This is a genomic window from Allobaileyella intestinalis, assembly GCF_009695865.1.
Classification (GTDB): domain Bacteria; phylum Bacillota; class Clostridia; order Peptostreptococcales; family Anaerovoracaceae; genus Allobaileyella; species Allobaileyella intestinalis.
Genome location: NZ_VUNB01000001.1, coordinates 172,391 through 190,366, shown reverse-complemented (window position 1 = coordinate 190,366; position 17,976 = coordinate 172,391). Strand labels below are relative to the sequence as shown.

Genomic DNA, 17,976 nt, shown 5'->3' with positions numbered 1-17,976 from the left:
TTCTTTCTCCCAAAGCTGATGTTATCTGCTATTACCGTCCTGCCTTTTGCGGCCTGTTCCTGGTATAAGGAAGGGAACAGTCTTCCTGTAATCGTCGTAACCCTCAAACAATAGAGGAAATATTTTTTTATCCTGAAACCAGGAATATGCAATGTTGCAGGCTGTGAAGATCAGTCCTGCATAAAGCACCTCTGCCGATTTAAGCCATATAGATGAAAAAAAATAAATTCCACCGAAGCCCCATACACCGGGATGACGGCATATTCCGTATAGCCCGCTGGTACACAGTTTCTGTCCGGAACCTTTCAAATACGCCTCTCCTGCCGGGATGGCGAAAAAAAGAGCGTAAATCATCAGCCCTCCTGATAACAACGCTCCAACAGCTGCCAGACCCCTTAAACTTCCAAGGCTTGCCGGGCTCCCCCAAATTATTCCTATTTTTACGGAAACATAACAAAGGCTGGCAGCTCCTGCTGGAAACAGGAGTCTGAAAACCGACTTATTATCTCTGATCTGATTGATGTCGTTTATCACAAACAAAAGGAACGAAGCCATTCCTGTCAGATAAAGATATTTCACCGCCATTCTCCCCACAGACCGCCTTTGCTTATATGAATGGAATCATTTTAAACTAAATATTCAAAATTTGAAAGATTGACATTTATAAAACTACCATTTTTATTGGTATTTATGCACATGAATCAGGCATTTTTTGTATTTTAATTAGTATTTATACATTATATGGCCTTTTTACATGCTCATCTATCTATCAGTACTTTTCGGTATACTTTCATCATGATTATTTGCAACTGAGGCCTTCTGCGGATAAAATAATATCCATGTCTGCAGCGTGCAGAAATACGTTATCATTATTTTTATAAGAACGAAACAGAGGTCAAATGGACATCAAACTGATCAGTGAAATTTCAAAAGAACTGAAGGTGCCAGAGGCTGCAGCTTCCAGCACTCTTGCTCTCCTGGAAGAGGGAAATACAGTTCCTTTCATCGCACGTTACCGTAAAGAAGCTACGGGAGGCATGGATGAAGAGCAGATTCTTTTTATAGAAAAACAATATAAATATGGAATCAACCTTCAGGAGCGAAAAGATGCGGTAATAGAGATTATCAGCCAGCAGGGAAAGCTCACTCCGGAGATTGAGGCCGATATCAGGGCCTGCTCAAAACTTTCTCAGGTGGAAGATCTTTACAGGCCATACAAAGAAAAGAAGAAAACCAGAGCCGGCATGGCTATAAAGAAGGGACTTCAGCCCCTGGCTCAGTGGCTTCTGGATCTTTCTCAAAGCAGATATGGAGACGTGAGAGCAAAAGCTGAAGAATTTCTCAGCGACCAGGTGGAAACCTGGCAGGAAGCCCTCCAGGGTGCAGAGGACATTATCGCCGAGCAGGTGTCTGATGACGCAAAACTCAGGTGGAGCTTCAAGGAACACATAAACAAACATGGCTCTCTGGTCACATCTAAGAAAAAAGACGCTGAAGATCCGAAGAAGACCTACGAAATGTACTACGACCGGACAGAGGCTGTAACATCTCTGGCAGATCACAGGATCATGGCCATCAACAGAGCTGAGAAGGAGAAGGTTATTACAGTATCCTTTTCCTATGACAGGGACAGCCTGTCTCTAAAGGCCTGCCAGTCTCTTCTCGGTCAATACACACCAGACTCCCTGGAGCTTCCTGCCTTCCCGGGAGATGAAGACACCATCTCACCGGTAACAGAGATCTCCCGGGCCGCAGCAGACGGCTGCAAGAGACTTCTTTTTCCAAGCATAGAAAACGAAATTCGAAGAGACCTGACGGACAGAGCCTGTGCCAGCTCCATCGAGGTATTTTCCTCTAACCTGGAAAGCCTCCTGTCCCAGCCGCCAATTAAGGGCCGTGTGGTTCTGGCCTTCGACCCGGGTTACGCCAACGGATGCAAGCTGGCTGTTCTGGACGAGACCGGCAAGATGCTTACAGTTGACAAGATTTTTCCTTTCAAGGGCAAGGGCGGCCTGGAATCCAGCAAGGAGAGGCTGCTTCAGCTCATCAGAAAATACGATGTAAAGATTGTTGCCATCGGAAACGGCACTGCATCCCGTGAAAGCGAGAGTCTTGTGTCCGACCTGATTAAAGAAAATGATCTGGATCTGAGCTATGCCATCGTTTCCGAGGCAGGTGCCTCTGTATGGAGTGCTCAGGAAGATGCCAGAAAGGAATTTCCGGACATGCCAGTTGAAGAGCGTTCTGCTGTCAGCATCGGCCGCCGCCTTCTGGACCCCCTGCCTGAGCTGATAAAAATCGATCCAAGGTCCATCGGCGTGGGACAGTACCAGCACGACCTGCCGGAGAAAGCTCTGACGGAAAGGCTTGATGAAGCCACCATGAAGGTGGTCAACAGAGTGGGTGCAGATCTGAACACCGCCTCCCCTGCCCTTCTGAAGCACATCTCCGGACTGAACGCGGGAATCGCCCAGGAGATCGTAAACTACAGGAACGAAAACGGAGCCTTCACCAACAGAAAGCAGCTCCTCAAGGTAAAGAAGCTTGGTCCAAAGGCGTTCACCCAGTGTGCCGGATTCCTGCGGATTATCAACGGTGACGAACCTCTTGACCAGACTTCCATCCATCCTGAAAGCTATGACGACGCCCGCAAGGTCATGAAAGCCTGCGGCATCCAGAGTCTGGGCCAGGAAGATGCGGTTTTCCCAGAGGAAGCTGTGAGCGGTCTGGGAATCGACAGCTACACACTTAAGGACATTGAAGATGCCATCCGCACCCCTCTCAGGGACTACAGAGATCAGTTTGATGGAGCCCTTCTGAAGAGCGACGTCCTGGAGATCGACGATCTTCAGATAGGAGACGAACTCTACGGCACGGTGAGGAACGTGGTGGCCTTCGGCGCCTTTGTGGACATCGGCCTTCATTCTGATGGACTGGTTCACATCACACGCATGAGCCGACAGAGAGTAGAGGATCCTTCCACCATCCTGTCTGTAGGCGACGTGATCAAGGTCTGGGTCGTTGAGATTGACAAGGAAAAGGAGCGCGTGGGCCTGAGCCTCCTTTCTCCAGAGGAGCTCACTCAGCGGGAGGCCGAGAGGAAGAATAGAAACAGAGGTCAGGGCAGAAGTCAGAACAGAGGATCCGGAAAAAGGAATAACTGCGGCCGCAGCGCTGGCGGCAATGGCGGAAACGGCCATAGGAAGAGCAATAATGACCAGGGATCTTCCAGCCTGGCAGATGCCAACGCAAAGCTTCTGGCGAAATTCGGAAAGAAACACTAGATGAATACACCAACAGCTGCTCTGAAAAGAGCCTTTCCCCTTACACTGCCGGTCATGGCGGGATATGTTTTTCTGGGCATAACCTACGGAGTCCTGATGGTCTCCAAGGGTATGCCCTCGTTTTTACCTGTTCTAACGGCAGCAGTAGTCTACACCGGCTCCATGGAGTTCCTTCTGACGGGAATACTCATTTCGTCTTTCAACCCCGCTGCAGCCTTCATCACGGCCATTGCTGTAGGATCACGCCACCTGTTTTACGGGCTGTCCATGCTGGATAAATACAAAAACACAGGATGGAAGAAGTTCTATCTCATTTTTACCACAAGCGACGAGACTTTTGCGGTGAACTACGTGGCAAAGATTCCTGAGGGTGTGGACAGAGGCTGGTTCTACTTCTGGGTCTCACTGCTGGATCAGTGCTACTGGGTGTGCGGAGCCGCTCTTGGAGCCCTTGCCGGCAATTTCATCACCTTCAACACAAAAGGACTGGACTTCGTGATGACCGCCATGTTCGTGACCATCTTCATGAACCAGTGGCTCCAGGACAGCAAGAAAAAAAAGGGATTTGTCTGCGATCACATCAGCGAGATCATCGGAATACTGGCATCTGCTGCAGCCCTTCTGGTATTCGGAGCAGATCACTTTATCGTTCCGGCTCTTTTGCTGGTCCTGCTGGCCCTGACACTGCTCAGGAGAAAACTTGAAGACAAAACAAATGGCGGAAGCCATCCGGAAACAGAACATGATGCTGTCTATGGCCCTTGGAACGATTCTCTACATGTTCCTGGTCCAGGCCGTGTTCGTCTAAAGATGACAGTTCCACGGGATTTGATATTTATTGATTATGGCCCATGGCCATCAAAAAAAAAAGGAGCTTACAGCTCCCACTGCTGCCCCGGATGTGAAACATCCAGCAGCTTTTTTTTATTTTCTTCATTTCCCTGGCGCTCCATGCGCTCCCGCAGTTTTCCGGCCATTGAGTAATCTCCGAAGCCGTGCATAGGTACCAGCACATCTCCAGTGCAGTAATCCAGGAAGTCCTCCATTCCCTTCCACCATCCGGTAATCCTCGGATCCACCGGAACGAAGGCCACATTGAAGTTTTCCCCATCTATGCGCTGCAGCTCTGCCCTGTACCGGGCTTCCAGGTCCCTGTCCTCAGGGGTGCCATCATCCCACCACCAGTTGTTCAAATCACCGGCATGGTAGATTTTCTTTCCTTCAGTCTCAACCATAAAGGCCACACCCTCGTCATTGGACTTCAAGGTGCAGATTCTCATGTCCACTGCCGGAATCTCCGGCTGAGCCTCCTGGTAAGGCCCTATGAAGATGCACCTGTCTCGAAGTTCAACAGGTACCTGGTCACTGTTGATGTCGTCGGACAAGATGTAATGCACCTGGCTTTGATTTCCGGCCAGCTGGAAGATTTCCCTGGAAAAATGATCCGGATGGCTGTGGCTTGCGAATACCACCAGTGGCTTCCGGCAGTCGTGATCAGGAAGCCTGCCTTCGTAATAGTCGAACAAGAGATTTACTTTTTCCAGTTCCAGGAAAAATCCGCTATGGTAAATATATGTCAGCTTCATTTTGTGTGCTCCGCCATATATGATCCGTCAGGAACAATCTCTATCCAGTAACCGTCCGGATCTTCAATAAAGTAAATTCCCATTGCTGGATTTTCGAAGCAAATGCAGCCCATTTTTTCGTGAAGATCGTGAGCGGCCTTCATATCACTGGCCGTAATGGCAAGGTGGTATTCCAGTTCTCCCAGATCATAGGCTTCTTCCCTGTCCTTCAGGTAAGTCAGCTCAAGGCGGAATCCTGTTTTTCCATCACCCAGATATACCAGGGTGAAATCAGGCTGATCGTTGATTTTTACAGGCTCCAGGCTAAGTGCTTCTTTATAGAATTTAAGGCTTTTCTCCAGATCCTTAACGTTGAAATTAAAATGGTTAAATGTGAACATTATTCTCTCTCTTTCATAATCACAACCGGTTTACCGGCTGCTGCAAGCAGGCGCTTAATCAGGGTCATCAATAATCTATTGGCTGGGGGCTGACGTTTTCGACGGTTTTTCCAGCCTTTTCAGGATGAAGGGCCTCCCACTCTTCCTTCAGGATTGCCATAAGCTGAAGGTCGTAGTACTGCCCGTTCTGCTTCCCGGCTCTGACCATTATTCCTTCCTTCCTGAATCCCAGTTTAGAATACAGGTGTGCTCCTATGTCATCATCCAGGAAGTAATCCAGGGACACTCTGTGCATTCCAAATCTTGTAAAGGCCAGCTCCAATACGGCCTCAATTGCTTCACTTCCCAAGCCCTTTCCTCTCATGGATTCATCTGCTATATAAATGATAGTCAGATCCATGGAATCGTTGATTTCATCAATGCTTGTGATTCCCACTCTTCCGATGGCGTTTCTGGTTTTTTTGTCCAGGATAGTCAGCCACATTCTGGAATTATCGTGGGTAACCTTGTGGAACTGGTCTATTACTGCATCCAGGTCTCTCTTGCCGTCAATGCAGAAGTGCTGGATTACATTTTCCCTGGATTCCCATCTGGCAAAATCATCACAGTCCGCAAAAGATGCCTTTCTGATTATCAGATTATCTGTTGTGATCATCTCCGCCCTCCCTTAATTTATATATCTCTTCAGCCTTATTCTGTCAGAATTGTTTCGTTTTTTCAAACAAAAAGTACTCAACTGGTCTCTTTTGTGAATTGTAAAAATTACTGTTATTCTCTGTCAGTTTCCCCTAGACAGTAAGCCCTACGCCGGGTGCCATATAAATTCTGAATGAGTCAAATCCCGGTACTGCCAGCTCATCTGCCGGCGGAAGTTGAATGTCTTTTATATCCGGTATTATCAGAGTCTGGTCACTGTGTGATCTTCTGATTATTCTGAGATCTGGAGTTTTTCTGGACCTGATAGGGGTTTTCCTTCTCAGGCCCTCTCCCTCAGCATGGTGTTCCATGGTCATCAGAGGATATGCACCCCATGATGGATTGGCATTTTCCAGTCCCGGCGCTACTTCATCCATTCCCATTTCCTTAAGGAAAAACACCTCTTCCTCATTAAATGCGTTCAGTCCGTAATCTCCGTAAATTGTAATTCCCGCTTTCTTAAAACAATCAAGCCAGCCAAGGGTTCCAATGTATATTCCGCTTTTTCTTATACGAAGGTGACCGATGATACTTTCTATATTATCTTCTACGAATTGGTTCTCTTTACCCCTTGGAACGTTTGAAATATACGGTATGATATTTCCCCAGTCAGCTTCTGTTCCCGGCAGCTGGCTGAAGTTTTCTTCCCACAGATTTACAGGAATTATGTGTCTTACGGGAAGGCCGTATTTTTCCATCACCATCCCGGTATTTTTTTCTGCATGGCTGTAGAAAGTCTCCCAGTCCCAGTAATACAGTTCTGCTGTCCCAGGAGCTTCATCAGGTTCATGATTAATATTTGATTTTATTGAAAAATTCCTGGAATTCCTGGCAATTTCTAACTGTGACCCTCTTTCATTCATTTTATCTTCAAAGGCTTTATCAAGAGCAGAGATACAGTCTCTCCTGAGACCGTTCAACAAGGACATGGGGACTTTCAGGTCATCGCTGGCAAGGCATGTGAAGTTCCCCAGTTTGTAAGGTGTTCCTCCTGTTTTCCCAAAAGCCTTTATGGATCTGGCAGCCAGATCACCTTCTTTTCCTTTTTCAAAGTTCTCCTGACCAGAAGAAACAGATGCTCGTATTCCTCTGCAGTGGATCATTTCCAGCTCCAGCACTCCATTTTTCTCTGAAAGCACCATGTCTACGGGACACTGGCGGAGATACCGGCCACTATCCAGGTCCTTGTCCTTGAAGGATCTGCCAATTACCTTAAGCTGTTCAGATGAAGAAGTTCTGTATACAGAATCTCCTTCTCTCACCGGGTCCTTTATATCTCCTATGCGGACCAGTCTCTCCTGTGAACCTGTATTTTTTCCTGACTCAGGCAGCCGGCAGTAGCTTATTACGCCGCCGGCCCTTTTGCCGTCCCTGGTGCGGATCTCAATTCCGTCTCCCACCTGAAGCGGCCATGTTACAGGATTATTTCCCTCTGACCGGCCGTTCTGTGCCTGGATATCCAGGGAATCTTTTACCTCTATTTCGACCAGTTTTTTTCCTGGAACGGTTCTCTTAACCCGGCCAATATAAATGCCCTGGTTTTTCGGAATCGTTCCGGACATCAGCTCTTCCCCCGAAGTTCCTTTCAGATATGCGTCAGTGAAGTTTCCCCTGTTGAAAATCTGCATCAATTCCATTCTGTCCTCAGGCGAAATTCCACGGCTCAAGTGCTGTCCATCCAGAGCCTTGTCCAGATACTTCCTGTATATCCTTGTAACCGTGCCAACGTATTCAGGCGACTTCATCCGGCCTTCTATCTTGAAAGAAGTGACTCCTGCCTCCACCAGTTCTCCCAGGTGGTCTGCCAGGCACAGGTCTTTTGGACTCAGGGGATAATCCATGAACTTCTTTTTTTCATCGCCATCCTGGCTGGTCAGTGTCTGATAGGCCAGTCTGCATGGCTGGGCGCAGGTGCCTCTGTTTCCGCTTCTGTCCCCGTAAAATCTGCTGAGCTGGCACTGACCTGAGTAGCATATGCAGAGAGCCCCGTGGGCAAAAACTTCTATTTCCGGCCCAACCTCACAGATTTCACGAATCTCCTCTAAGCTGAGTTCTCTGGCAAGAACCACTCTGGAATATCCCATATTCATGGCAGCTTTTACGGTTCTCAGATCTGAACAGGTGGCCTGGGTAGACATGTGAAGAGCCATTTCAGGAAGATTTTTTCTGAGGATCCCCGCCAGTCCCAGATCCTGAACAATCAGCGCGTCCACACCGGCCTCATAGAGTTTTTCTGCATAGGCCAGTGCCGGTTCCAGTTCATCGTCTTTGAGAAGGGTATTCATAGTTACGTGAATGTCCACATTTCTCTTGTGGGCAAACAGAACTGCCTTCCTTATCTGGTCCATGGAAAAATTCCCGGCGTTCATCCGGGCATTGAACAGATCTCCACCCAGGTAAACTGCATCCGCTCCATTTTCCACTGCAGCCACCAGCTGTGGAACCCCGCCAGCCGGCGCCAGAAGTTCTGTTTTTTTTGCACTCATATTTTCTTTCCTTCCCCGGTCTTCCAGTCTTTCTGAAGCTTCTTCTGATTTGCCAGATGTTCTTCATATGTAGTGGCAAAATGAAGGTTTCCATACTTGTCTGACTGGAAATAGTAATAAGTTGTATCTTTGTGGTCCAGCACTGCGTTTATGCTGTCCATTCCAGGGCAGCAGATGGGGCCAAAAGGAAGCCCCGGATTTAAATATGTATTGTACGGGGAATCGAACTGGGTGTCCTCATATGAAATGATTGTTTTTTTCATTCCCTTGGCGTATTCCACCGTAACGCAGCTTCCCAGGCGGGCCTCAGGATTTTTCAGCCTGTTCATGAACACGGCAGCCACCTTGTCCCGGTCAGATCTTGTTCGCGCCTCGCTCTCCACCATCGATGCCAGGATTACAACCTGGTCAAGAGTCAATCCCCTGGCCTGGGCCCGGCTTTTTACGGATTTTGTATTCACCTTCTGGTCAAAACGTTTCAGCATCCCGTTGATTATCACATCCGGATCAGTGTTTTTACTGAAGTAGTAAGTATCTGGAAAAAGATAGCCTTCCAGGCCGCTTATGCGCTGGTGTACGGGAAGTCCCTTGAGAAACGGGTAGTTAAAACTGTGGTTAACGCAGGCATCCAGAAAAGCTTCTCTGGTGCATATCCCCTTTTCTTCAAGGAGGGAACCGATCTGCTTCGCCTGATATCCTTCAGGGATGGTGATTTTAATACCCTCAGGACGGGCCGTGGTCAATTCCCTTATTATTCCCATGTACCCCCTGCCTGTAATGTGGTGGGAGCCATACTTCCACTTCCGGTCTGATCCCGTTACTACAGCAAGGGCTTCAAAAGCTGTTTTACTTCTTATTATGCCCTGTTTCTCAAGATTTCCGGCAACTTCCACAGTGCCCCAGCCTTTTTTCACATTTACAGTGCGGCCTTTTCCACCTGGTATGCCGAAAGCGGTCAGAAGAAAAATCACGGCCAAAAGGGCTACGATTAACCAAAGGAGCTTATTCTTCTGGAAGAAGCCCTTGGCAGTCTTTCTTGTTTTTAATGTATTTTGATCTTTATTCACTTTGATTTTCCTGTTATTTTCATTTGATTACTATATTATAGATTGGCAAAAATTCTCTGTTATTGTATCACGTTACCGGCCTTTTATGGCAAAAGGCTTCTCCGGTATTCTTTTGGATTTCGTGCATTTTTCCGGATTTAACCGTTTCTGTTACTTTTTACAATCATTAAGTGTATAATTAACGATATTGTAAAGGTTCTGTGTCAACTTCCCTGGACAAAACATCCACCCCGGTATCGGGGCATCCGACGCAGAACGAGAAGATTTTTTCCATTGAAAGGAGAATTTACTGCAATGAGATTTCTTATTATCAATCCAGGCGCAACTTCCACAAAAATCGCTGTATACGAGGATCTGAAGGAAGTAATGCGTGTTGGTATCGACCACGATGCAGCTGAGATGGATAAGTACGCCCGCATTCCTGACCAGATGCCATTCAGAAGAGATGTTATTCTGAAGACTCTGGAGGAGAAGGGATACAAGCTGGAGGACTTTGATGCTATCTGCGGAAGAGGCGGACTTCTGAAGCACATTCCATCAGGTACATACAAGGTAAACGATGCTGTAATCAGAGACATCCTGAACCCTCCTTACGGAGAGCATGCTGCTAACCTGGGTTCTTACCTGGCTAAGGAGCTGGGCGACAAGGTAGGCATTCCTGCATTCTTCGTTGACCCTGTAAGTGTTGACGAGCTGGAAGATGTTGCTCGTTACTCCGGACTGAAGGGCATGGAGAGACAGAGTTTCTTCCACCCTCTGAACCAGAAGGCTGTTGCAAGAAAGGCTGCTGAGGAGCTGGGCAAGGCTTACGAGGAGCTTAACCTGATCGTAGTTCACCTGGGCGGCGGCGTATCTGTTGGTGCTCACAAGCATGGCAGAGTAATTGACGTAAACAACGTTAAGGACGACGGTGCCATGGGAATGGACAGAGGCGGAAACCTGCCTGCAAACGCACTGGTTGACCTTTGCTTCTCTGGAAAGACAAAGGCTGAGGTTAAGAAGATCATCGGACACGAAGCCGGCGTATTCTCCTACACAGGAACAAAGGACTTCCGTACAGTTGAGAACAAGGCATTCGACGAGGGAGACAAGGAGTGCCTGGGAGCATTCAGAGCAATTGCTTATCAGCTGGCTAAGGACATCGGCGCAATGGCTGCAGTTCTTCACTATGATGTTGATGCTATTGTTTACACAGGCGGAATGGCTTACAGTGAGAGATTCTGTAATGAGATCAGCTCTTATGTAAACAAGATTGCCCCAATCATGAGATTCCCTGGTGAGGAAGAGATGGCTGCACTGGCTGCAGGCGCTTACAGAGCAATGAAGAACGGAGACTACAAGATCTACGAATAAGAGCTCGACGAGTTCAATCAGGAGACGGCCTCGGCCGTCTCCTTTTTCGTTGATTACAATAAAAGCCATGGCGTTTTCATCACTGATCCTGGGAAGTATTTCAGGGATCAGATCAACACATTCTCATCAAGTGACCATGCGCATCTCAACAAAAATACCGGCAGGCATCCCCTTCCGGAAATGTCTGCCGGTATTTATTACAGTATGCGATTCAGAGAGGATCCGACCACATCAGCTCCTCTGCATCACTGTATTCTTTATCTTCTCTATGCTGCCGGAGATGCCTCTGTTTCGTATCCTGCATCCATCCATGCGCCGATACCGCCTGCCTGACGGTAAACCTTCTTATAGCCCTTCTTTACCAGGTACTTTGCTGCGTAATGGGAACGCGGGCACTCAACGAATCCGCAGTAAACCACGATCTTCTTGTCCTTGTTCTTTCCAACCGCTTTGATCAGAGCCTTCTGCATGTCCTTTGTAACTTCCTTCTGTGTCATCGGGAATGTTACGTTGATGGCACCTGGCTCATGCTGACCGGCATAAAAGTCTGCAGGCATGGTATCGATAATGACCATCTTGTCTCCGTTGTCGACCCACTTCTTCACGGTTGTTGTAGAAACAGTCTTGTACTTTCCTTCCTCCGCCTGCTTCATGTAGTCCATGGTGGCCTTCTCGACCTTAAGCTCATTTCCATCCTGGGATGACCTTGGTGTGGCAGCGAATACACTGCTGAACATTCCCAGCGTGAAAACGATTGCTACAACCAATGCGAGAATTGATGTTTTTCTCTTCATAATCGTTCTCCTTCTACTCATCAAAAGAAACCGGTAGTATTTTGACAAGTTGATTGTAGCAACTGGACGCTCCACCCTTCAACAGAATAGAGCAAGATTGGAAATTGCAATTTTTTACTTTGCGAAATTGTATTATTGAAAGTACTAATAATCCATTTTTCCTCTTGCCAGCGGAAATTTTATACCGACTGCCATGATCCGCTGAAATGTAAGATGTTACTGTTGATCATCGATATAATCGTCATTAATATCTCTGTACAGCTCGTTGATGCTGGCCTGAGCGTGTTCTGTAACGTGCTTGCACACAAAAAAGGTGGCATCTCCCCGGCGGGGCTTTTCAGTTATGCTAAAATTCTTTTTTCTTCATTATCCTTACGCCCCACTGATAAGCAATGAACACCGCCACTGCAGAAGCCACTGCAATCATGAGAAATATCACCATATCAGAAGGACCTCCTCCACTTTGAGTCTGATAACCCCTTCCGGTTCCTGTGCCTGCTGCTTTTGAGACAACCATTCCGGCAGCAAACAGAGCGCCCATGCTGATCAGAAGGACGATTCTGCTTTTTTCCACACCGAACTTCATCTGTACAGAAGTAGAGATGGCAATCACAGCCAGCATGACCATCAGCACTGCGGCATTTTCCGGAATCTGGTCAAAGATTCCATTTTCCCTGTTTCTTATGAAGCTCATGGCTGCTGCGACCATCAGTGAAATCAGCCAGCCTGCCAGAGTGCCGGCTCCTGCGAAAAGGAATTTCTCAGTCACATACTGTTTTCTTGTAACCGGAAGGGTGAAGAGAAATGAAAAGCCGTTGTCGGCCTCGTCGCAGGTCACGGTGCCCATAGTCAGGAACCCGAAAATTGCAGTTCCGTATCCTGTAAGGAATAAACTGTCCATGGAAAGCCCCATGATGATCAATATCATGAATAAAAAAAGAACCGACATCTTTCTTCTGAGGATCAGCCTCAGATCTTTTTCAAACAATCCGTTCATATTTACCTCCCGGTCATCATTGTAATCAAATCATCTATGCCGCCCTTTTCTACAATCAGACCCGGGTAGTTTTCAGCGTAAAAAGTCTTTTCTTTTGTAAGGCACTTGTACATGGTGCCTTCCTTCCGGGTGGTGATAAGATACTGCCTGTCCAGTTTTTCGTAAGTTTCTTCATCCGCCTTGATTACACCATAGTCGGACAAAATTATGTCTGTATCCTCGTGAAGGATGATCCGCCCCTGGTGGATAAGATATATGTCATCGCAGATACCCTCCAGGTCGGTGGCGATGTGGGATGTTATCAGCATGCTTCTTCTCTCGTTCCTGGCCAGATAGTCCCGGAGAATATCCAATATCTCGTTTCTGGCCTCCACGTCAAGACCGGCGGTAGGCTCATCCAGTATCAGCAGATCAGCATCGTGAGAAAGTGCGGTCAGTACGCGGAGCTTTGCTTTCATCCCTGTGGAAAAGGTCTTGATGACTTTGTTCACAGGCAGGCCCTGATCCCGGCATGCCGCCAGAAACCACTGCTCGTCAAAATCTCTGTAAGATTTTTTCAATATTTTACCGATGTCAGATACCGACAGTCCGGAATAAAACCCTGAATCTGAAAGGGCAACACCCAGTCTGGTTCGCACTACAGGACTCATGTCTGAAGATTCCACGCCCATAACCTTAACCCTGCCATCATCAGGTCTGATAAGTCCCAGTATGGCCTTGATGACAGTGCTCTTTCCGGCTCCGTTTTTTCCGATCAGGCCTGTAACACGGCCATCTGGCACCTCCATTGAAACATCCAGCCTGAAATCCCCGTAGCATTTCACAAGCTGTTCTATTTTGATCATATTCATACCTCCAGCATGATTTTTACTATCTCCAGGATTTCCTCCGGCCTCATCCCCGCTGCGGTGGCTTTGTCCACAGCTTTTTTGAAATCATCCTCAACGGCTCTTCGCCTGGCTTCTTCAGCAAAAGACAGATCACCTGTTGAAACGTAAGTCCCCTTTCCCTGTACGGTGACCACAAAACCTTCGTCCTCCAGGCGGTCGTATGACTTTTTTACGGTTAGGGCACTAATCCTGAGCTGGCTGGACAGCGCCCTTACAGAGGGAAGAACCTGCCCTTCCTTCAGCTCCCCGGAAATGATATTTTTTTTGACCTGATCCGCAACCTGCTCATAAATTGGGACCATGGATGAGTGATTAATAAGAATATGCATATTCACAGCTCCTTTATTGTGTAAACAGTATATAACAGCATATAACAGTCGTCAACTGTTATATGCTGTTATATATGTTGTTTATTCTCACTGCATGGATTTCCAGAAGGTGATACTCTAAAATCATCAGGAAAAAATTATTGACTTTTTATAATTTTAAGTGATAAGCTTCAGAAAGTTGTGTTGCGAAAGCGTAAGTCCAAACGGGGACTTGCGCTTTTTTCTGTTTTATGAAGGTGAAAAATGTTTATTCAAGATCACAGACGCTGGCGGTTGATGCTGGCAATTCTATCGTTATCACTCCTGACAGTAATGGCGGGCGCCGCCGTCGCTCCCGCGCTGGATGTTATCCAGCAGCATTTCAGCGGCGAGCCGGTCATCCTCATCCAGCTCATCATCAGCATGCCCGCGCTGTTCATAGCGATCACAAACCTGTTTTTCGGAAAGCTGTGCGCCCTGTTCAAGGGCCGTACCCTGACTTTGACAGGCCTTATTTTTTACGTTGTATTCGGATGTGCTGCGGGCCTCTGCTCTAACATATATCTCCTGCTGATCTGCCGTGCTCTGGTGGGCGTTGGCGTGGGAATCATCATGCCTATGTCCACGGGGCTGATCACCTACTACTTCACTCGTGACAAGCAGGACACCCTCATGGGATACTCTTCTGCCATGAACATGATGGGCGGCGTGGTGGCCACGCTGATCGCCGGATTCCTGGCGATGGTCAGCTGGAGGCTCAGCTTCCTCGTTTACCTCCTCGGCCTGATCAGTATCGTGCTCGTCCTCCTGTGGATGCCGAACGAGCGCATTTTCCAGCAGAAGACGAGCAGCAAGAAAAAGCATGAAAATATTTTCGCCGGCTATTACCCGTGGATAGTGGGGATGTTCCTGCTGATGGTGAACTTCTTCAACTATCCTTCCAACTTCGCCATGGAGGTCAGCAAGAGCGGCGTCGTTTCAAGCTCCCTCGTGCCGGTCATCATGGCCGGGATGGACATCTTCGGCTTCATCGGCGGCCTTCTTTTCCCAAAATGCAAAACCGCAATGGGTAACAATTCCAAATATATGGCTCCCGTGCTTTTCATCCTGGGATATATCGCTCTCCAGTCGGCCGGCGGACTGCTGCTGACTCTGATCGGTTCATTCATGGTCGGCGCGGCAAACGGTATCGGCGTGCCTTATTTCATATCCACGGCCTCCGCAAAGGCCGGAGCCAATGCCGCGACCACCGTGATCCCGGCACTGTCCATCGCCCTGTATATCGCCCAGTTCACGGCGCCTACGATAATAACAGCGATCCAGGCGGGCTTTGGCGCGGTGTCCGGTGACGGCACATCATATCAGGCCGCCATCCTTCTCTCAGTTGTGATGTTCCTGTGGGTCGGCGTGTTCGACCGGAAAAAGAATTGACGCAACGGCCGTTTGTTTTACGGTCATTGCATCTTTGCAGGCGTTACATGAACGCCCGGGCAGACAGCGGACTCTACGATACTGGCAGGAAAATGTCCCGGATACTGGTGAAGGTTATCCAGCGGGGTCAGGAAAAAGGCGCTCTCAGCAAAGACATAAACCCGTCGGAAATTGCAGATTCCCTGATAGGCCTTTATTTCGTGTCTCAGTTCTTGTGGCCCGACACAGTGCCGGAAGGTGATGAACTGGAAAAGGAAGTTTGCCGCCGGGTGGAAAACCTTCTCAAAGGCTATACCCTGTGATTTTCTTTCCCGACGCAGCTTCAAAATGATATTCCGCTATTCCCAGGTCTACTTTTGAAAAGAACCCTGCTCCTGCCCTGGTCTTCACCCTGTCATTCTCAAGTTTGAAAAAGAACTTCTGCTGGTTAACTGCAGTAGGGGCAAGAAGAGCTGCATTAACACCCTTCCTGAACCATTCCGGACTGTCTGTCCGGAGATTGCTGACCTTTTCAATGTTCTTTGATTTATGCTGATTTCCCTGAGTTACACCAAAGCCTACAGGAATGAGGATTACCAGCTTTTCCCCTGCCCTCAGCTTGAAAGCTGAAGGTATTTTTTTAAATGTCAGTCCTACCCAGCAGGTATTCAAGCCAAGTCTCTGGCATAAAAGCACCAGATGTTCACCGTAAAACCCGCACCGTTCATGGAGGTCAGATCCCGGCTTTCCCGCCAGCACAAAGTAGTTGGATACACCAGAAAATTTCCCGTAATGGGCCAGGCCACCTGAAAAGGCCTTTGGTTCATCAGTTACCAGTTGAATATTAAGATCTCCTTTAACGTTTACTTTGTCAATTTCTTCCTTCAACCTTTGTATTATCTCAGCGGGAATGGGTCTGTCCTCATATTGCCTGACTGAATGTCTCTCCCTGATTGCTTCTTCTACTGAAATCATTTTCTTATTCTCCCGTGGTCAAAAGATCTTTGTATTCTTCTTTACCTTCCATCATCTTCTTTGCATAAGAGCAAATCGGCAGGATTTTTACCTGTCTGGAACGAGCTTCCTTAATTACACATTCCACCAGCTTTCTGGCAATTCCCTGTCCTTCGTGGCCCGGACGAACCCCGGTGTGGGAAATGATCCATTTTCCATCTAAAGGGCTGAATTCACATTCGCCAATAAGCTTGCCATCTTTGTAAGCAGCGCTTCTGCTGGCATTCTCTTCGAAAACAATCTTCACCAGGTCCTTCTCCTTGTTCTGCATGTCACTTGAGGAAAACTGGTTTTCGTATTTCGCAGCATGCTTGATAAAAGTGTGGTTTTCTATTTCGTCTACTGCCTGAATAAGTTCGTCACCAGTGTTCATGACTATGGGACCATACCATGCCACCGGCTCACCCAGGCGATCAGAACACATGAACAAGATTTCTACAGGCTGATCACCAGCTTCAATAGTTACGGTATCGCCGTTTCCAAGCTTCGCTGCAGTCTTGGCCGGAACCTCTGTTCCGCTGACCTTAGCCCCGCCTTCCAGGGTAAACACCATGGCGGACTTGTTTTCACCAGATACATCAAGAGTTACAGAACCGTGGGCATCCAGCAGAATATCATAGAAATCCAGAGGCAGATACTTGCCCTGAATGCCAGCCTGTCCTTGGTAATTTCCTGCAACAAGCCTGAGTTTTCCTCCTTCCAGAGGAAACTCCTGAATCTCGCTGTTGATTATACCATGATAAAATGGCTCTGCTGTCATCTTATACTTTGCGGGAATGTTCAGCCACAGCTGTATACCCAGCATTCTCTCTGCCGGCTGCGGCATCTCTGAATGGTAAGCGCCCGATCCGGCAGTAAGCCACTGAGCTTCACCATCGTGAATGGCAGCTTTAGTTCCCAGATGGTCTTCGTGGACGATAGTTCCCTTAGACAGGAATGTTACCGTTTCAATTCCCCTGTGAGGATGCATAGGAAAACCTGCTGTGTAATCTTGTGGATTTGTGGAATCAAAGGCATCCAGCATCAGAAATGGATCGTAATCATCCGTTGTCTGATTTCCCAGGACCCGTACCAGGCTGACACCTGCACCGTCCTGTGTTCTGAATCCCTGCACCTGTTTTTCAACTTCTCTAAGCATTTTTTATTCCTCTCCGGCCCGAAGCCTTTTATGATATTTCGACAGCAGCCTTATCAGTTCCTTCTTCTCTTCTGCTGACCATACATCAAATTTCTCTGTGTACATCTTTTCGTTCTCAGGATAGACCTTTTCAATTAGTTTCCTGCCCTTTTCTGTCAACCTGACAACACTCTTTCTATGATCTTCCGGATCCTTGTCACGCTGCACCAGTTCCTGTTTCGCAAGATTGTTAATAATTACCGGAATGGTGCCGTTGCTGCTGAGTATAGTATCCTTTATCTCACCAACGGTCATGACCCCCTTGTGGAGAAGAGCCTCCAGGACCATAAACTGCTGAAATGTCAGGCCATACCTTCCGCTGATGGTTGTGGTCTGACGGTCAAGATCTTTCACAATACGGTGAGTGGAAATCAGTATATAGGAATCCTCTAACATAATTCACCTCCTGATGGACGGATTATATCTAATTAGATACATTATGTCAACGGTACAGTTTCATCAGTTCGGTAAAAAATTTTTTCACTACAAAAGCACCTCTTTCCAGAATGTTTCCGAAAAGAAGTGCTTTTAAAC

The 17,976-nt window shown here is 47.6% G+C and carries 18 protein-coding genes; 5 read left to right on the top strand and 13 right to left on the bottom strand.

All coding sequences use genetic code 11. The features are described from left to right. Positions 1–21 precede the first annotated feature (21 nt). Positions 22–579: a hypothetical protein gene (locus FYJ66_RS00855; protein WP_154571635.1), complete on the bottom strand. Its 558-nt coding sequence runs from the start codon at positions 577–579 to the stop codon at positions 22–24. A gap of 320 nt (positions 580–899) precedes the next feature. On the opposite strand from FYJ66_RS00855, the gene FYJ66_RS00850 reads away from it, so the two are divergent. Together FYJ66_RS00850 and FYJ66_RS00845 are read left to right on the top strand one after the other, a co-directional pair. After that, positions 900–3,284 carry a helix-hairpin-helix domain-containing protein gene (locus tag FYJ66_RS00850; protein WP_154571634.1) on the top strand — a complete coding sequence of 795 codons (2,385 nt, stop codon included), beginning with the start codon at positions 900–902 and terminating at the stop codon, positions 3,282–3,284. After that, entirely contained in the window at positions 3,285–4,268 is a 984-nt protein-coding gene (locus FYJ66_RS00845; protein WP_206156938.1) for an AzlC family ABC transporter permease, read from the top strand. On the opposite strand, the gene FYJ66_RS00840 is transcribed toward FYJ66_RS00845, so the two are convergent. The 5 genes from FYJ66_RS00840 to mltG all read right to left on the bottom strand — a co-directional run bounded on the left by FYJ66_RS00840 (position 4,160) and on the right by mltG (position 9,499). Next, positions 4,160–4,870, bottom strand: a complete 711-nt coding sequence (locus FYJ66_RS00840; protein WP_154571633.1) for an MBL fold metallo-hydrolase — start codon at positions 4,868–4,870, stop codon at positions 4,160–4,162. The two genes, FYJ66_RS00845 and FYJ66_RS00840, sit on opposite strands and share 109 nt — an antisense overlap. Next, positions 4,867–5,250 carry a VOC family protein gene (locus tag FYJ66_RS00835; protein ID WP_154571632.1) on the bottom strand — a complete coding sequence of 128 codons (384 nt, stop codon included), beginning with the start codon at positions 5,248–5,250 and terminating at the stop codon, positions 4,867–4,869. Before FYJ66_RS00835 ends, FYJ66_RS00840 begins: the two co-directional genes overlap by 4 nt. 67 nt (positions 5,251–5,317) lie before the next feature. Next, the gene (locus tag FYJ66_RS00830) at positions 5,318–5,905 is read right to left on the bottom strand and encodes a GNAT family N-acetyltransferase (RefSeq protein WP_154571631.1); all 588 of its coding nucleotides are present in this window, start codon (positions 5,903–5,905) and stop codon (positions 5,318–5,320) included. 133 nt (positions 5,906–6,038) lie between these two features. After that, on the bottom strand, positions 6,039–8,432 hold the full coding sequence (locus FYJ66_RS00825; RefSeq protein ID WP_154571630.1) for a peptidase U32 family protein: 2,394 nt from the start codon (positions 8,430–8,432) through the stop codon (positions 6,039–6,041). Then, complete coding sequence (gene mltG, locus FYJ66_RS00820; protein WP_154571629.1) at positions 8,429–9,499, bottom strand: endolytic transglycosylase MltG; 1,071 nt, start codon at positions 9,497–9,499, stop codon at positions 8,429–8,431. The genes FYJ66_RS00825 and mltG overlap by 4 nt, the downstream gene beginning before the upstream one ends. Positions 9,500–9,793: 294 nt before the next feature. On the opposite strand from mltG, the gene buk reads away from it, so the two are divergent. Further along, positions 9,794–10,852, top strand: a complete 1,059-nt coding sequence (buk, locus tag FYJ66_RS00815) for a butyrate kinase (RefSeq protein ID WP_154571628.1) — start codon at positions 9,794–9,796, stop codon at positions 10,850–10,852. A 266-nt stretch (positions 10,853–11,118) separates the two neighbouring features. Here buk and FYJ66_RS00810 read toward each other — a convergent pair whose 3' ends face one another. From FYJ66_RS00810 to FYJ66_RS00795, 4 genes are all read right to left on the bottom strand, one after another. After that, positions 11,119–11,646, bottom strand: a complete 528-nt coding sequence (locus FYJ66_RS00810) for a rhodanese-like domain-containing protein (protein WP_206156937.1) — start codon at positions 11,644–11,646, stop codon at positions 11,119–11,121. A gap of 346 nt (positions 11,647–11,992) precedes the next feature. Further along, complete coding sequence (locus tag FYJ66_RS00805) at positions 11,993–12,643, bottom strand: ABC-2 transporter permease (protein WP_154571626.1); 651 nt, start codon at positions 12,641–12,643, stop codon at positions 11,993–11,995. 2 nt (positions 12,644–12,645) lie between these two features. After that, positions 12,646–13,488, bottom strand: coding sequence for an ABC transporter ATP-binding protein (locus FYJ66_RS00800; protein ID WP_154571625.1), 843 nt, complete (start codon positions 13,486–13,488; stop codon positions 12,646–12,648). 2 nt (positions 13,489–13,490) lie between these two features. Further along, on the bottom strand, positions 13,491–13,862 hold the full coding sequence (locus FYJ66_RS00795) for a GntR family transcriptional regulator (protein WP_154571624.1): 372 nt from the start codon (positions 13,860–13,862) through the stop codon (positions 13,491–13,493). A 243-nt stretch (positions 13,863–14,105) separates the two neighbouring features. On the opposite strand from FYJ66_RS00795, the gene FYJ66_RS00790 reads away from it, so the two are divergent. Both FYJ66_RS00790 and FYJ66_RS00785 read left to right on the top strand, forming a co-directional pair. Continuing rightward, positions 14,106–15,272, top strand: coding sequence for an MFS transporter (locus tag FYJ66_RS00790; RefSeq protein WP_154571623.1), 1,167 nt, complete (start codon positions 14,106–14,108; stop codon positions 15,270–15,272). Between the two features lie 47 nt (positions 15,273–15,319). After that, on the top strand, positions 15,320–15,574 hold the full coding sequence (locus FYJ66_RS00785) for a hypothetical protein (protein ID WP_154571622.1): 255 nt from the start codon (positions 15,320–15,322) through the stop codon (positions 15,572–15,574). Here FYJ66_RS00785 and FYJ66_RS00780 read toward each other — a convergent pair. The 3 genes from FYJ66_RS00780 to FYJ66_RS00770 are packed head-to-tail and all read right to left on the bottom strand — an operon-like array spanning position 15,555 to position 17,838. After that, complete coding sequence (locus FYJ66_RS00780; RefSeq protein WP_154571621.1) at positions 15,555–16,226, bottom strand: nitroreductase family protein; 672 nt, start codon at positions 16,224–16,226, stop codon at positions 15,555–15,557. The genes FYJ66_RS00785 and FYJ66_RS00780 overlap by 20 nt on opposite strands. A 4-nt stretch (positions 16,227–16,230) precedes the next feature. Next, positions 16,231–17,403: a bifunctional pirin family protein/GNAT family N-acetyltransferase gene (locus FYJ66_RS00775; protein WP_338071065.1), complete on the bottom strand. Its 1,173-nt coding sequence runs from the start codon at positions 17,401–17,403 to the stop codon at positions 16,231–16,233. A 3-nt stretch (positions 17,404–17,406) separates the two neighbouring features. Next, positions 17,407–17,838, bottom strand: coding sequence for a MarR family winged helix-turn-helix transcriptional regulator (locus tag FYJ66_RS00770; protein WP_154571620.1), 432 nt, complete (start codon positions 17,836–17,838; stop codon positions 17,407–17,409). Between the last annotated feature and the right edge of the window lie 138 nt (positions 17,839–17,976).

Bases quoted from the DNA above. Each gene is read 5' to 3' on its own strand.
- FYJ66_RS00850 (WP_154571634.1), top strand. From the start codon at position 900: ATGGACATCAAACTGATCAGTGAAATTTCAAAAGAACTGAAGGTGCCA.
- FYJ66_RS00845 (WP_206156938.1), top strand. From the start codon at position 3,285: ATGAATACACCAACAGCTGCTCTGAAAAGAGCCTTTCCCCTTACACTG.
- FYJ66_RS00840 (WP_154571633.1), bottom strand. From the start codon at position 4,870: ATGAAGCTGACATATATTTACCATAGCGGATTTTTCCTGGAACTGGAA.
- FYJ66_RS00835 (WP_154571632.1), bottom strand. From the start codon at position 5,250: ATGTTCACATTTAACCATTTTAATTTCAACGTTAAGGATCTGGAGAAA.
- FYJ66_RS00830 (WP_154571631.1), bottom strand. From the start codon at position 5,905: ATGATCACAACAGATAATCTGATAATCAGAAAGGCATCTTTTGCGGAC.
- FYJ66_RS00825 (WP_154571630.1), bottom strand. From the start codon at position 8,432: ATGAGTGCAAAAAAAACAGAACTTCTGGCGCCGGCTGGCGGGGTTCCA.
- buk (WP_154571628.1), top strand. From the start codon at position 9,794: ATGAGATTTCTTATTATCAATCCAGGCGCAACTTCCACAAAAATCGCT.
- FYJ66_RS00810 (WP_206156937.1), bottom strand. From the start codon at position 11,646: ATGAAGAGAAAAACATCAATTCTCGCATTGGTTGTAGCAATCGTTTTC.
- FYJ66_RS00805 (WP_154571626.1), bottom strand. From the start codon at position 12,643: ATGAACGGATTGTTTGAAAAAGATCTGAGGCTGATCCTCAGAAGAAAG.
- FYJ66_RS00800 (WP_154571625.1), bottom strand. From the start codon at position 13,488: ATGATCAAAATAGAACAGCTTGTGAAATGCTACGGGGATTTCAGGCTG.
- FYJ66_RS00795 (WP_154571624.1), bottom strand. From the start codon at position 13,862: ATGCATATTCTTATTAATCACTCATCCATGGTCCCAATTTATGAGCAG.
- FYJ66_RS00790 (WP_154571623.1), top strand. From the start codon at position 14,106: ATGTTTATTCAAGATCACAGACGCTGGCGGTTGATGCTGGCAATTCTA.
- FYJ66_RS00785 (WP_154571622.1), top strand. From the start codon at position 15,320: ATGAACGCCCGGGCAGACAGCGGACTCTACGATACTGGCAGGAAAATG.
- FYJ66_RS00780 (WP_154571621.1), bottom strand. From the start codon at position 16,226: ATGATTTCAGTAGAAGAAGCAATCAGGGAGAGACATTCAGTCAGGCAA.
- FYJ66_RS00775 (WP_338071065.1), bottom strand. From the start codon at position 17,403: ATGCTTAGAGAAGTTGAAAAACAGGTGCAGGGATTCAGAACACAGGAC.
- FYJ66_RS00770 (WP_154571620.1), bottom strand. From the start codon at position 17,838: ATGTTAGAGGATTCCTATATACTGATTTCCACTCACCGTATTGTGAAA.